We start from the raw sequence: 12,352 nt of genomic DNA, 5'->3' as shown, positions 1-12,352 counted from the left end.
AGGAAGGATCATGAAAAAGATAGCAGTCATCGGCGATCCGCGCGGCTGGTCTTCCCAGCGGCTCGTGGAGGCCGTGGCCCGGCGCACTGGCTTCGCGCTTTTGGTGGATATGGCCGAGGCGCGCCTGGATCTGACCAGGGGCACGGTGTTCTTTCGCGGCCACGACCTGTCCAAGCTCGACGGCTTGATCATCAAAAAGATCGCTCCGGCCTACTCTCCGGACATCCTGGACCGCCTTGAGATGCTGCGTTTCCTGTACGGACGGGGCTTGCCCGTGTTCTCGAAGCCCTGCAGCATCATCAAGCTGGTTGACCGCCTGTCCTGTACCGTGGGCCTGCGCCTGGGCGACATTCCCATGCCCGAGACCACGGCCACCGAAAGCGTGGCCGAAGCAGTGGCCATGGTGGAAACCTACGGCAAGGCCGTGTTCAAGCCGCTGTTCAGCACCAAGGCACGGGGCATGACCGTCATCGAGGCCGGACCGGGCGCCTGGACCGAGGTAGAGGTCTTCAAGGCGCGCGGCAACCAGGTCATGTACATTCAGAAGTTTGTTAACCACGCGGGCCGCGACCTGGGCGTGACCTTCCTGGGCGGCGAATACGTGGCCACCTACGCCCGCCAGGGCAGCGAAGACAGTTGGAACACCACCACACGCTCGGGCGGTAAGTACGCTGCCTGCGAGCCAGGCCCCGAAATAATCGCGCTGGCCGGACGCGCCCAAGCCCTGTTCGACCTGGACTTCACCTGCGTGGATGTGGTCGAGACTCCGGACGGACCCAAGGTCTATGAAGTCTCGGCTTTCGGCGGCTTCCGGGGCCTGCTCGAGGCCAACGACATCGACGCCGCAGGTCTGTTCGTGGAACACGTGTTGCGGAAACTGGCTTGAACACGGCCTTCCTGCGCGGTTTGGCCGCGCCCCTACTGGACGCTCATCCCGCTGCACACGCATTGGCCTTGAACTTCGGCCAGGTGCTCGTGCGCGTACATACCAACAGCTCGGCCCTGCGCGAAAAGCTCGCCGTCTATTTCCGCGACTTCCTGGCCGCACCAGGGCTGAGCAGCGCATCAGGCCAAGCCGACATCGCGATCATGGCCATCGAATCCGCGAGCCCCGAGTTGGGCCTGGTCTACATGCCCAAACAGCCCGAGCCCGGCAAGGCCTGGATCAAGGAAGAGTACATCGATCTCGCGGACGGCCGCATAGTGCGCAAGCGGCTGACAAACATGCTCTTTCTCTTCGGCGGCGGTTTCAACCTGGCGGTGGGTCCCTGCCTGGCCAACGAAAACCAGGTGGTCAACTTCATCAACAACCGCTTCATCGAATGGAAGGTCAATCGCGGCTGTCTGCTGTTCCATGCGGCAGGCGTCTCGGTCGGCGACACGGGACTGGCTATCGCCGGTTTCGCGGGCATGGGCAAGTCCACCCTGGCCCTGCACGTCATGCGCCTGGGCACGGATTTCGTGAGCAACGACCGCGTCATTGCCCGCCGCGAGGCTGATGGATTAGCCATGTACGGCTTGGCCAAGATGCCGCGCATAAACCCCGGCACCATTGTGCACAACGAATCCTTGCGCACGGTTGTCACGCCCAGGGAGCGTGAGGAATTCCTTTCCATGGACGCGGACGCTCTGTGGAGCTTGGAGCGCAAGTACGATGCCTTCATCGACGAATGCTTCGGACCCGGCCGTTACAGGCTCAAGGCGCGCCTGGCCGGTCTTGCGCTGCTCAATTGGCGGCGCGGCGGCGGGCCGCTGTCCGTGCGCGAGGTGGATCTTGCGAAGCGGCCTGACCTGCACCCGGCCTTCATGAAGCAGGTGGGCCTGTTTTATGAGGCCGACGGTCCCGCGCTGGAGCCCGGCTTCACGTCCGAGTCCTACCTCGATCTGCTGCGAGGCTGCCCCGTGCTTGAGTTGTCGGGCGGAGTGGATTTCGAGGCCGCGGCCAAGTACTTGCGTGATTTCCTGGACGCCTCGGCAGCCCGGACCTAGAATTGCAAGCACCATGACTATGCGCATCCTCGTCAGCCGCACGACCACCCTTCCCGACCCCATCAAGCTGGCCCGCTTTCTGCGCGCGCCGGAGCTGGGGCCCAAGGTGCTCTTCTTCACCGGCGGCACGGCCCTCAAGGCCCTTTCGCGCAGGATCATCGACTACACGCACAATTCCATCCACCTCATCACGCCCTTCGATTCCGGCGGCTCCTCGGCCAAGCTGCGCGCCGCCTTCGACATGCCGGCCGTGGGCGACCTACGCAACCGGCTCATGGCCCTGGCCGACCGCACGGTCATGGGCGCTCCCGAGACCTACGAGCTGTTCGCCTGTCGCCTGCCTCGTGACGCCGCTCCACAGGCCCTGCGCGAGCGCCTGGAGTCCATGCTGCGCGGCGATGACGAGTTGGTGGCCCGCGTGCCCGACCCCATGCGCAAGATCATCCGCACGCACCTGCGCTTCTTCGTCGAGCGCATGCCCGAGGGGTTCGACCTGCGCGGAGCCAGCATCGGCAACCTCATCCTCACGGGCGGCTACTTCAACTACGACCGGAACATCGACCCGGTCATCTATCTGTTCTCCAAGCTGGTCGAGGCGCGCGGCCAAGTGCGGCCCGTGGTCAACAACCCCCTGCACCTGGTGGCCGAGCTGGAGGACGGTTCCGTCCTGATGGGACAGCATCTGCTCACCGGCAAGGAAACCCAGCCCATCAGCGTTCCTGTCAAACGCATATTCCTCACGGAGCACGCTGACGATCCGCAGCCTACGGAAGTTGCGATCCCGGACAAGACGGCCTCGCTTATCGCCGGGGCAGACCTCATCTGCTATCCCATGGGCAGCTTCTACACGAGTCTGGTAGCCAACCTGCTGCCGCGCGGTGTCGGCGAGTCCGTGGCCGCCAACCGCTGCCCCAAGGTCTACATCCCCAATCTGGGCACGGACCCGGAGCAGTGCGGCATGACCCTGCCGGACCAAGTGCGGACCCTGCTAGACTACCTGGAGCGCGGCTGCGCCAAGCCCCCTTCGCACGAGAGCCTGCTCAATTTCCTGCTCGTGGACACCAGGCACGGCAGCTACGGTCCGGCCTCGGACCTGGACCAGATCAGGAGCTATGGTCTGACGGTCATCGATGCCCCTCTGGTTACCGATCGCAGCGCGCCCTACCTGGACGAGGAGCGCGTGCTCGAATACCTGCTCTCGCTGGTCTGATACGCCCCTAGCCTCCCTCCTTGACAGCTTATGCAACTCGGTTGCATACAATGCCCGCATGTCAGCGACGCGGGGTACACAAGCATGGTGACGGCAGGCAAGGACAGGGGCGAAATCATCGCCCAGCTGCAGGGCGTGGACTTCTCCTACGGGGCCAACAAGGTCCTGGAAGGGGTGGACCTGACCGTGCGCCGCGGTGACTACTTGGCCGTGCTCGGCCCCAACGGCGGCGGCAAGACCACTCTCGTCAAGCTCATCCTGGGACTCATTCGGCCCGACGCAGGCCAGGTGCGCGTATTCAATGCTCCGCCTGCCCAGACCAGTGGCTCCATCGGCTACGTTCCGCAGTACACGAACATCCGTCCCGATTTTCCCGTATCGGCGCTCGACGTCGTGCTCATGGGCCTGGCCACGGCCCGCAGCTTCGGCCTGCGCGTCTCCTCCGCCGAGCGCGACAGAGCCATGGAGGCCCTGACCCTAGTGGACATGACCGACTGCGCGGACCGGCGCATCGGAGCCCTATCCGGCGGCCAGCGCCAGCGTGTGTTCATCGCGCGCGCTTTGGCCTCTGGGCCCGACCTTCTGCTCATGGACGAGCCCACGGCCAGCGTGGACGCCCATGCGCGTTTCTGCTTCTACGAACTGCTGGCTGAACTGAGCGACAGGGTCAGCGTGGTCGTGGTCAGCCACGACCTGTCCATCGTTGCCTCGCGCGTCACGGCCATCGCCTGCGTGAACAAGCGGCTGCACTACCACCCCGGACCGGAGCTGACCACGGCTATGCTCGAACTCATGTACGGCGGCCATGACGGCCACAAATGCCCTGTCATGGCCTTTGCTCACGGCCTGCCCGGCATCATGGTTCCGCCCCACGGGAAGCGCCATGTTTGAAGCCCTGTCCTTCGGCTTCATGCAGAACGCCCTGCTGGCCGCCGCGCTGGCCTCGGTGGCCTGCGGCATCATCGGCGCGCTGGTGGTGGTCAACCGCGTGGTTTTCCTTTCGGGCGGCGTGGCCCATGCGGCCTACGGCGGCGTCGGCCTGGCTTTTTTCATGGGCTGGCCAGTGTTGCCCACCACCCTGGGCTTCACTCTGATGACCTCCGGGCTAATGGCCGCTGCCACCCTGCGCCGCAGCGAGCGGGCCGATACGGTCATCGGCGTGACCTGGGCCGCGGGCATGGCCCTGGGCATCATCCTGCTGGACCTTACGCCCGGCTACAACGTGGAGCTCATGTCCTTCCTGTTCGGCTCCATCCTCACCGTGCCGCACTCCGAACTGCTGCTCATGGCCGGCCTGGACATTGTCGTGACCGGTCTCGTGCTGCTCCTGTACCGCCACTTGCTGGCCCTGTCCTTCGACCCGGAGTTCGCGCGCACCCGCGGCGTGCCCGTGACCGTGCTGCACTACCTGCTGCTGGCCATGATCGCTGTCAGCGTGGTTATGATCATCCGCGTGGTGGGGCTCATCCTGGTCATCGCCCTGCTGACCATCCCGCCCTACCTGGCCGAGCGCAAGGCCGGCTCCCTGGCAGGCATGATGCTTCGCTCCGTGGTGCTGAGCCTGGCCTTTTGCCTTGGCGGCCTGGCCCTGTCCTACCATTTCAACCTTTCCTCGGGCGCATCCATCATCGCCGTGGCTTCTGTATTCTTCTTCCTGGCGGCGGGCAGGGACATGCTGGCCTCCAAGGGCCGCTGAAGCCGTTCGCCTGCTAGAGTTGGTGGACCACACCGTGCCTTACTGCTAAAAGGTGGCTTTGATTCGAGCCACCCTTGCATGTCGACGGACGGAGCATAAGGCGCATGTTCATATACGACTGGGCGAACACTCTTTTCGACGGCATTCGCCGCCTATGGGACCACAAGGCCACGCAAGGCGCGCTCAATTCCGCCATGATCGTGGCCTTTCTACTGGCCGTGGCCGCTGCGGGCAGCAGGCGCTTGGACCTCATTTCCCAGGCCTACATCCATCTTGCGCCCGAAAGCGTGTTCAACTCGGTGGACGTGGTGTTGACCTTCATGCTCGTCATGGGCGTGTTCAGGCTCATTCTCATAATGCCTTGCTCCTTTTCCAAGGCCATGGGCGAGCAGTTCCAGCTCATGTCCCTGCTGCTTTTGCGTAGCGCCTTTAAAGCCTTGAGCGACTTCCCGGATCCCATCCAGGTCGAGGCCGCGCAGATAGGCAGTCTGGGGCTTATCATGGCCGACGGCGTCGGGTCCCTGCTCGTGTTCGTGCTGCTGGGGCTGTTCCGCCGCTACCGCGAACCGAGCGGCGAATTGCAGGACGGCGCGTCGCTGTATTCCTTCGTGAGCGTCAAGAAGCTCCTGGCCTTGGTGCTGCTGGCTCTGTTCCTGGCAATGGCCGTCCGCTCGCTCTGGAACCTGGCCGCCACGGGCACACCCGGCCGTCTGTTCGAGTCGTTCTATACGCTGCTCATCCTGGGCAACATCCTGCTCATGCTCGTCTCGCAACGGCACATGCCCAGTTACAGAAGCACCTTCCGCAACACAGGCTTCTCCCTGGCCACGCTCTTTCTGCTGCTGGCCCTGGCCTCGCCACCGCTCTACAAGCCGGCCCTCGGCGTGGCTGCCGCGCTCTTCGCACTGCTCGTCACCCTGGCCCACAGGGCCTTTCGCGGCAGTCCGGGAGCCGGTTAATCGTATAAATTTCTGGAGATTTCATGGACCAAGCTGTTCCCGTCATCGTCCTGCTCACGGATTTTGGCCTGGGCGATCCTTACGTTGGCCAGATGAAGGGCGTATTGGCGAATAGCGCGTCAAGGGCCCACGTAGTGGATCTGAGCCACGGCGTGGAGCCCTACCGCGTGGCCCAGGCGGCCTTCTTTCTGCGGGCCAGCGCCGCGTACTTTCCGCCAGGCTCGATCTTCGTATGCGTGGTCGATCCGGGCGTGGGCTCGGAGCGCAAGATGGTCCTGGCGCAATGCGGGCAGAGCTTCTTCCTGGCTCCGGACAACGGTCTGCTGAGTCTGCTGTTGAGCACTACAACGGAAGATTCACGTCTGTTCGATGTCAGCCCCGCCGTCGCGCCGGCCTCGGCTACTTTTCACGGCCGCGATCTGTTCACTCCCCTGGCCGCGCGACTTGCAGCCGGCGAGAAGCCCGAAGAGCTTGGCCATAAGCTTGACCCGGCAGCGCTCGTGCGCGGAAGCTGGGCCGAGCCGCGTACAGAAGGCGGCTCAATAATAGCTTCGGTGCTGCACGCCGACCGCTTCGGCAACCTCGTGCTCAATCTGTCCGCGGCCTCTTGGTCGCCGCGCCTGCCAGTCGGAGGACAGGTCCGGGTTCAGTCCGGCGCGGGCCGGTCCATGGGCTTTGGTAAGCCTGGGCCGTCGCGTCACGCAGCGCGTGTCGTAACACACTATGCCGAGCTTGCTCCGAACGAGCTGGGCATTCTTGTCGGCAGCCAGGGCTACATGGAACTGGCCCTGAACCAGGCTTCGGCCGCCAAGAGCCTAGGCCTTGGGCTTGAGGCCGAGGTCACACTCGAACTTCCAGCCGGGAGCCGCTGACATGCGCGGGTTTTTCACAGCCTTGGCCTTCCTGACCCGTCTGGTTCCAGCCAGGCTGGGCAAGCCCGAGGATCTGGCCGCGGCAATGGCCTGGCTGCCAGCCGTGGGGCTGGTCCTTGGCGGGCTGCTAGTAGTGCCTCTGGCGCTTGGTCTGTTCTCCGCAACCCCTTGGGTTCAGGCCTGGCTGCTCGTGATTGCCAACCTCTGGGCCACACGCGGCCTGCACCTGGACGGATTGGCCGACGTAGCCGACGGCTGGGGCTCGGGTGCTGACGGCCAGCGATTCTGGGAGATCGTCAAGGACTCGCGCCTGGGCGCTTTCGGGGCCATGGGCCTGCTGCTGACCCTGACCGGCCAGATCGTGCTGCTGCACGAGATTTTAGCACGTCAGGCCTTCGCCGCCGCTGCCTTTATCTTTGTGGCCGGCAGGCTGGCGGCCGTGCTGCTGGCCATGAGCGAGCGCGAATTGGCCAGGCCCGGCCTGGGTCAACTCTTCGTCGCCGGCGCGACTCCGCGTGGGGTGTTGCTGGCCATGGGCATGACCCTGGTCCCTGGGCTGGCCCTTGTCAGTCCTCTGACGCTTCTGGCCATGCTGGCAACGGCCCTGGTTCCTTCCGTGGCCCTGCGCGGGTTGGCCCGGCGTCAATCCGGCCTCAATGGTGATTTTCTAGGCGCTGCCATCGTGCTGGGAGAGACCGGGGCCTGCCTGGGCTGGCTGCTGGTCAACTAAGAGCTTAAGAGCTGAGAAGGGCGTTGCCCTCCCCAGCCCCCCACCCACCAGGGAGCACGGCCCCCTGGACTCCTTTTTAAGCCAGCCGGATTCCGGCGGAAGAACCGCTGGAATCCGGCTGGCTTTGGCTTACAGTCCTTTAATTAAATTAGAGCATTTTGCTTTTGAAAATGCTCTGCAAGCCATGCGTCGGCATGGCTTGTCGCCCCGCAGGCGTAGGCGGAATGTAATTCCGCCGTCAACGCCGAAGGGAGCGTCTGAAATGCAAAATGCTTTAGTCCTATGCCCTCTTTCCTGGAGCGGATTTCCGACGCTTCCGCGTCGGAAATCCGCTCCAGGAAACATCGGGGGGTCTGGGGGAGCCGTTGCTCCCCCAGCCGCCGGAGGCTATTCCCGTCTTTATCCCATCTCGGCAGGGTTATTGCTTAATGCCCTGCATGCCCACGCAGCATCATTTCAAGCTTGAGAAAGTCCTGGATTTTCGACGCCAGCGCGAAGAGCAGGCCATGCTGGTCATGGCCGAAGCGCAGCGCCGCTATCGGGACCAAGCCGAGTTTCTTGATGGGCTCAAGTCACGCCTAGGACGGGCCGAGGCCGAATTCTTCAGTCGCAAGGCTTATACGCCTCCGGACCTGTGGCTCTGGAATACCTATAAAAAGGCTGCGGACTTCGACATCAAGCTGGCCGATGCGGCACTCCAACGCCTGGCAAAGGAATTGCAAAGAGCTCGGCTGGAAGTGATAGCACGCGCCAAAGACCGGAAACTTTTGGAAAAACTCAAAGAGAACCAGGCGAAGCGCTATGAGCAGGAAGAACGACTTGCGGAACAGAAGGAGTTCGACGAAAGTTCGACACTCCGCTTCAAGCACCAAGATTTCTAAGGTCCTCAAGACCCTGACTCTGCTCGCGGCCATTAAGCTGACCCTGGCTGCGGCAATCTCGCTGAATATGCTGCCTTTGGGTGGTGCTGATGGCGAAGAAAGCCTGGCTGTGATTCAGGTTCCAGCGCCCGTTGTTGCCGCGCACGCTACCGTAGCGGCTGGCGCCAAGATGGTCATGGCCGTATCCGAGGCACAGGCCGCGGTGGAGCCCGCCCCGGCAAAGCCCAATACCGACCAGCAGCCGCAAGCCCAAGCTGCCGAGGAATCCTCGCGCAAACCCCTGGACTGGCAAAGCCTGCGCCGCAAGGAAGAAGAGCTTTCTCGCAAGGAGCAGGCCCTTAAGGAACTTGAGCGCGAGCTGGACTTTCGACTCAAGAAAATGAACCAGATGGAAGCGAACCTGAAGCTCATGCTCGACAAGGCCGACACGGTCAAAGACGAGAAGCTGCGCCATCTGGTCGACGTGTACGCCAACATGAAGGCCAAGCAGGCCGCCGCGGCTCTCGAGCAGTTGCAGGAAGACATCGCCGTCAGAATCCTCTCCGGCATGCGCGGCCGTCAGGCAGGCGAAGTCATGTCCAACATGAGTGCCGAAAAGGCCGCCACCCTGTCCGAAGCTCTGACCAGGCTGCAGATTCCTTTTGCCGAGAACCAGGCGCAAGCCAATTGATATCTCCTTGAAAGTCTGATTCTGGCTTCTCCATGGCTGGGCCGGAGGGAACGTGGGACGTTTCCTCCGGCCTTTGTTTTTGCTAGGGCTCACCCGAGTGGTTACCTACCCTCCGATTCCGGCCGATTCCGCAAGTCGCCTTTGCCACTTGGAGTCGCCCTCGGCTCGGTAATCCAGCGGACTGGTATGGAAATCGATCCCTGGCTTCGCACGGCAGGGCAATCCGCCAGCGTACACACTTCTAACAGTGAAATGCCATGCCCCGACTCAAATTGACCTTGGCCTACACAGGCACGCGCTTTGCCGGCTTGCAGATCCAACCCGGCTGCCGCACGGTACAGGGCGAAGTGGAGGCAGTACTAGCACGCATGCTTAACGGCCCCGTGCGAATTGATATGGCCGCTCGCACTGACTCGGGCGTGCACGCCCTAGGGCAGGTAGTGCACTTGGACGTGCCCGAAAGCAAGATGCGCATACCCTGGCGCAAGGCGATTAACGCACTCCTTCCCGATGATGTGTGCGTGACCGAAGTCGAGGTGGTGCCGCCGGAGTTTCACTCGCGTTTCTCGGCGACTTCCAAGGTCTACGCCTACACCATATGGTCGGAATTGGAGTTCATCCTGCCGCAACGCAAGCCCTTCGTCTGGCGCATGTCTGGCCTGAGCCAATCGGCCATGGACAAGGCCATGCAGCATTTCGTCGGCCGTCACGATTTCAAGAGCTTTCAGAACGTGGGCACGCCCATTCGGGACACCCGGCGCACAGTCACGCGTTTCTGGCGCGAGCCTGGCCAGACCCAATGGGAGACCGTCTACCGCATCCAGGCCGACGGATTTCTCAAGCAGATGGTGCGCAACATCATCGGCTGCCTGGTGGCCGTAGGCCGGGGCAAGCTGTGTCCCAATGACATCCCGGCTCTGATCGCTGCACGCGACCGTTCGCTGGCGCCTCCGACCGCGCCAAGCCGCGGACTGTGTCTGGAGCGTATATTCTTTGATGTAAAAGCCAATTCCACTGGAAGCCGGCCAGTCGAGGAGGATTTGGACGAAGGGGATTAGTTTTTCCCGGACTTGGTTAAGCCCGTTAGGGCATTTTGCTTTTGAAAATGCTCTGCAAGCCATGCATCGGCATGGCTTGCCGCTAGCTTCGGCGTAGGCGTAATTCACTTGCGCCGTCATCGCCGGAGCGGGCGTCTTAAAAGCAACCTGCTCTAGCTGGAATGCCATCTCAATCAACAGCCGACATGGATTGGACAAGCGGGTTGGGATGGGCTAGCAGGGCGGCCTCGATTCACTTTACGAGCGCATATCGTCTAGGAGGGTATCCATGGACATCATACGCAATCCCAAAGAGTTCCAGGAACGTTGCTGGAACTGGCGCTGTGCAGGCCTGAACACAGTGCTCGTGCCCAGCATGGGCTTTTTTCATGAAGGTCACCTGCGGCTTATGGACGCCGCCCGGCAACGGGCCGGCTCCGCAGGCAAGGCCATTGTCAGTTTGTTCGTCAATCCCACGCAATTCGGGCCCAGCGAGGATTTGGCGGCCTACCCGCGCGACTTCGAGCGCGACAGAGATTTGGCTGAATCGCGTGGCGTGGATGTGCTCTTCGCGCCTGAACCCGAGGCCATGTACGCTCCCGATGCGGGCACCTGGGTTGAAGTGCCGTCGCTGTCCACGGGATTATGCGGCGTGTCGCGGCCCATCCATTTCCGCGGCGTGGCCACGGTAGTCAGCAAGCTGCTCTTGCTGGCAATGCCAAGCGCGGCCATCTTCGGTCAGAAAGATTGGCAGCAGTTGGCGGTCATCCGGCGCATGGTCCGCGACCTGAACATACCGGTGGAAATCGTGGGGCATCCCATTGTGCGCGAGGCCGACGGCTTGGCCCTGAGTTCTCGCAACGTCTATTTAACGCCCGAGGAACGCAGACTAGCTCCGGAGATTCATGCGGACTTGGAGCAGGCTCGCGAGGCGGTCCAGGCAGGTGAAGCATCGGCCGAACGTATCGTAGCCGCTTTCGCTACAAACCTGGCCAAGAAGATCCCGGCAGCACGCATCGACTATGCCCAGATAGTTCACCCCGACAGCCTGGCCCCACTGGAATGCGTGGATGGCCCGGCGCTAATGGCCGTGGCTGTGTTCCTGGGCAAGGCTCGGCTCATCGACAACATGCTTCTGCGCACATAGCAAAAATCTCCAAACACCTGAAGATAGGCCTTTGGAGACGGCTCGCCGCATGCGGGCGAGTCAATTCGCGTGAGCCAACTATCGAAGAGCCGAGCGCCCCTGCGGGGTGCTCGGCTCTTCGATAAACTTGCTACCAGCGCCGGGGACCGCGTCCGCCGCCGCCTCCGCCGCCTCCGCCAGAGCGCTGCGGCTTTTCCTGGGCCTCGTTGACCTTCAGGTTACGGCCTTGGAAATCCTTGCCATCAAGGGACTGGATTGCCTCGCGGGCACCCTCGTCATCCATCTCGACAAAGCCGAAGCCACGCAGGCGTCCGGTCTCCCTATCTGTGATGAGGCTAACCGAGTTCACTTCTCCGTAGGTGGAGAACAGGTCCCGGATATCGTCCTCAGAGGCCGAGAAAGGCAGATTGCCGACGTACAGTTTCTTCGCCATGAACTCTAGCTCCCAGGTTTCGGCAAGTCGTCCTCTCGTGTTTGATCCAGGCGCCCGCCTTGGCCAAGTTCACGAAAAGTCGCATGCCGCTTCTCATGCTGATAGCCCGAATAAGCTTGTTCGCTTTCCATGGCAATGAAAAACTGAGCATGACATCTTGAATGCCCCAGATCGATTAGGCTTAAGACATTGATATGATAGTGGAAATAGCTATTAAGCAAATTTTTTATTCAAGATCCCAGCTGGTTACCGCTCGAGCATTGGTACAACGTGAAAGAAGCGGAATTCTTGGCGACCAGTACAGAAGTTAAGGAAGTAGAAGCCTGTAGAATGAATACATCTCAACGGTGGCAACTGTGGCCCTCTAGCATTAGGGCCTGTTAACTCTACTTGTCATTGTCTAATCTCTGGCTAGCTTGTTGGTATGCAAATAACCAGAGAGCAGTATCAACGCATCGCGGATAGCTTCCCTCGGCAGCGGGGCAATGTCTCTCTAGATAACCTGCAAGTTATTAACGCCATTTTGTATGTTCTAGAACAAGGTTGCAAGTGGCGCGGATTGCCTAAGCACTTTGGAAACTGGCATTCCATATATACTCGCATGAACCGTTGGAGCAAAAGCGGTGTTCTAGATAGAATATTTACGCGGCTCCAGGAAGAGCAGATGATCTCAATCAAAGTCACTACGGCATCCCTGGACAGCACAAGCGTCAAAGTGCACCCAGATG

14 protein-coding genes are annotated in these 12,352 nt (G+C 61.7%); 13 read left to right on the top strand and 1 reads right to left on the bottom strand.

Annotation, left to right across the window (positions count from 1 at the left end; all coding sequences use genetic code 11):
* The first annotated feature begins 10 nt into the window (after nt 1-10).
* From H585_RS0114645 to panC, 12 genes are all read left to right on the top strand, one after another.
* Nucleotides 11-886, top strand: a complete 876-nt coding sequence (locus H585_RS0114645) for a GAK system ATP-grasp enzyme (protein ID WP_027368352.1) — start codon at nt 11-13, stop codon at nt 884-886.
* The gene (locus H585_RS0114640; protein WP_027368351.1) at nt 883-1,989 is read left to right on the top strand and encodes an HprK-related kinase B; all 1,107 of its coding nucleotides are present in this window, start codon (nt 883-885) and stop codon (nt 1,987-1,989) included. The genes H585_RS0114645 and H585_RS0114640 overlap by 4 nt, the downstream gene beginning before the upstream one ends.
* Nucleotides 1,990-2,002: 13 nt before the next feature.
* Complete coding sequence (locus tag H585_RS0114635) at nt 2,003-3,199, top strand: GAK system CofD-like protein (RefSeq protein ID WP_027368350.1); 1,197 nt, start codon at nt 2,003-2,005, stop codon at nt 3,197-3,199.
* An 84-nt stretch (nt 3,200-3,283) separates the two neighbouring features.
* Nucleotides 3,284-4,090 (top strand): metal ABC transporter ATP-binding protein, encoded by an 807-nt coding sequence (locus H585_RS0114630; RefSeq protein WP_027368349.1) that lies wholly within the window; start codon nt 3,284-3,286, stop codon nt 4,088-4,090.
* On the top strand, nt 4,083-4,895 hold the full coding sequence (locus H585_RS0114625) for a metal ABC transporter permease (RefSeq protein WP_027368348.1): 813 nt from the start codon (nt 4,083-4,085) through the stop codon (nt 4,893-4,895). The genes H585_RS0114630 and H585_RS0114625 overlap by 8 nt, the downstream gene beginning before the upstream one ends.
* Before the next feature lie 104 nt (nt 4,896-4,999).
* Complete coding sequence (locus H585_RS0114620) at nt 5,000-5,854, top strand: hypothetical protein (protein ID WP_027368347.1); 855 nt, start codon at nt 5,000-5,002, stop codon at nt 5,852-5,854.
* Between the two features lie 23 nt (nt 5,855-5,877).
* A complete protein-coding gene (locus H585_RS0114615) occupies nt 5,878-6,726 on the top strand; it encodes an SAM hydrolase/SAM-dependent halogenase family protein (RefSeq protein ID WP_027368346.1) in 849 nt (282 codons plus the stop codon).
* 1 nt (nt 6,727) lies between these two features.
* Nucleotides 6,728-7,456 carry an adenosylcobinamide-GDP ribazoletransferase gene (locus H585_RS0114610; RefSeq protein ID WP_027368345.1) on the top strand — a complete coding sequence of 243 codons (729 nt, stop codon included), beginning with the start codon at nt 6,728-6,730 and terminating at the stop codon, nt 7,454-7,456.
* A gap of 365 nt (nt 7,457-7,821) precedes the next feature.
* Nucleotides 7,822-8,337, top strand: coding sequence for a flagellar export protein FliJ (gene fliJ, locus H585_RS0114605; RefSeq protein WP_244432563.1), 516 nt, complete (start codon nt 7,822-7,824; stop codon nt 8,335-8,337).
* Nucleotides 8,258-9,007: a MotE family protein gene (locus H585_RS21595; RefSeq protein ID WP_244432562.1), complete on the top strand. Its 750-nt coding sequence runs from the start codon at nt 8,258-8,260 to the stop codon at nt 9,005-9,007. Before fliJ ends, H585_RS21595 begins: the two co-directional genes overlap by 80 nt.
* Before the next feature lie 257 nt (nt 9,008-9,264).
* On the top strand, nt 9,265-10,065 hold the full coding sequence (gene truA, locus H585_RS0114595; protein WP_027368342.1) for a tRNA pseudouridine(38-40) synthase TruA: 801 nt from the start codon (nt 9,265-9,267) through the stop codon (nt 10,063-10,065).
* 268 nt (nt 10,066-10,333) lie between these two features.
* Nucleotides 10,334-11,191 (top strand): pantoate--beta-alanine ligase, encoded by an 858-nt coding sequence (panC, locus tag H585_RS0114590; protein WP_027368341.1) that lies wholly within the window; start codon nt 10,334-10,336, stop codon nt 11,189-11,191.
* Nucleotides 11,192-11,321: 130 nt separating this feature from the next.
* On the opposite strand, the gene H585_RS0114585 is transcribed toward panC, so the two are convergent.
* Nucleotides 11,322-11,624: an RNA recognition motif domain-containing protein gene (locus H585_RS0114585; RefSeq protein ID WP_005984225.1), complete on the bottom strand. Its 303-nt coding sequence runs from the start codon at nt 11,622-11,624 to the stop codon at nt 11,322-11,324.
* Between the two features lie 424 nt (nt 11,625-12,048).
* Between H585_RS0114585 and H585_RS22640 the strand changes: the two genes are divergently transcribed.
* Nucleotides 12,049-12,352 (top strand): transposase (locus H585_RS22640; protein WP_081678692.1); only part of this gene is annotated, 304 nt, incomplete at its 3' end.

This window comes from Desulfocurvibacter africanus subsp. africanus DSM 2603 (genome assembly GCF_000422545.1).
In the GTDB taxonomy this organism is placed as follows: Bacteria; Desulfobacterota; Desulfovibrionia; order Desulfovibrionales; family Desulfovibrionaceae; genus Desulfocurvibacter; species Desulfocurvibacter africanus.
The sequence above is the reverse complement of the archived record's forward strand: the minus strand, read 5'-3'. Positions and strand labels throughout refer to the sequence as shown.

Bases quoted from the DNA above. Each gene is read 5' to 3' on its own strand.
- H585_RS0114645 (WP_027368352.1), top strand. From the start codon at position 11: ATGAAAAAGATAGCAGTCATCGGCGATCCGCGCGGCTGGTCTTCCCAG.
- H585_RS0114635 (WP_027368350.1), top strand. From the start codon at position 2,003: ATGACTATGCGCATCCTCGTCAGCCGCACGACCACCCTTCCCGACCCC.
- H585_RS0114630 (WP_027368349.1), top strand. From the start codon at position 3,284: ATGGTGACGGCAGGCAAGGACAGGGGCGAAATCATCGCCCAGCTGCAG.
- H585_RS0114625 (WP_027368348.1), top strand. From the start codon at position 4,083: ATGTTTGAAGCCCTGTCCTTCGGCTTCATGCAGAACGCCCTGCTGGCC.
- H585_RS0114620 (WP_027368347.1), top strand. From the start codon at position 5,000: ATGTTCATATACGACTGGGCGAACACTCTTTTCGACGGCATTCGCCGC.
- H585_RS0114615 (WP_027368346.1), top strand. From the start codon at position 5,878: ATGGACCAAGCTGTTCCCGTCATCGTCCTGCTCACGGATTTTGGCCTG.
- H585_RS0114610 (WP_027368345.1), top strand. From the start codon at position 6,728: ATGCGCGGGTTTTTCACAGCCTTGGCCTTCCTGACCCGTCTGGTTCCA.
- H585_RS21595 (WP_244432562.1), top strand. From the start codon at position 8,258: ATGAGCAGGAAGAACGACTTGCGGAACAGAAGGAGTTCGACGAAAGTT.
- truA (WP_027368342.1), top strand. From the start codon at position 9,265: ATGCCCCGACTCAAATTGACCTTGGCCTACACAGGCACGCGCTTTGCC.
- panC (WP_027368341.1), top strand. From the start codon at position 10,334: ATGGACATCATACGCAATCCCAAAGAGTTCCAGGAACGTTGCTGGAAC.
- H585_RS0114585 (WP_005984225.1), bottom strand. From the start codon at position 11,624: ATGGCGAAGAAACTGTACGTCGGCAATCTGCCTTTCTCGGCCTCTGAG.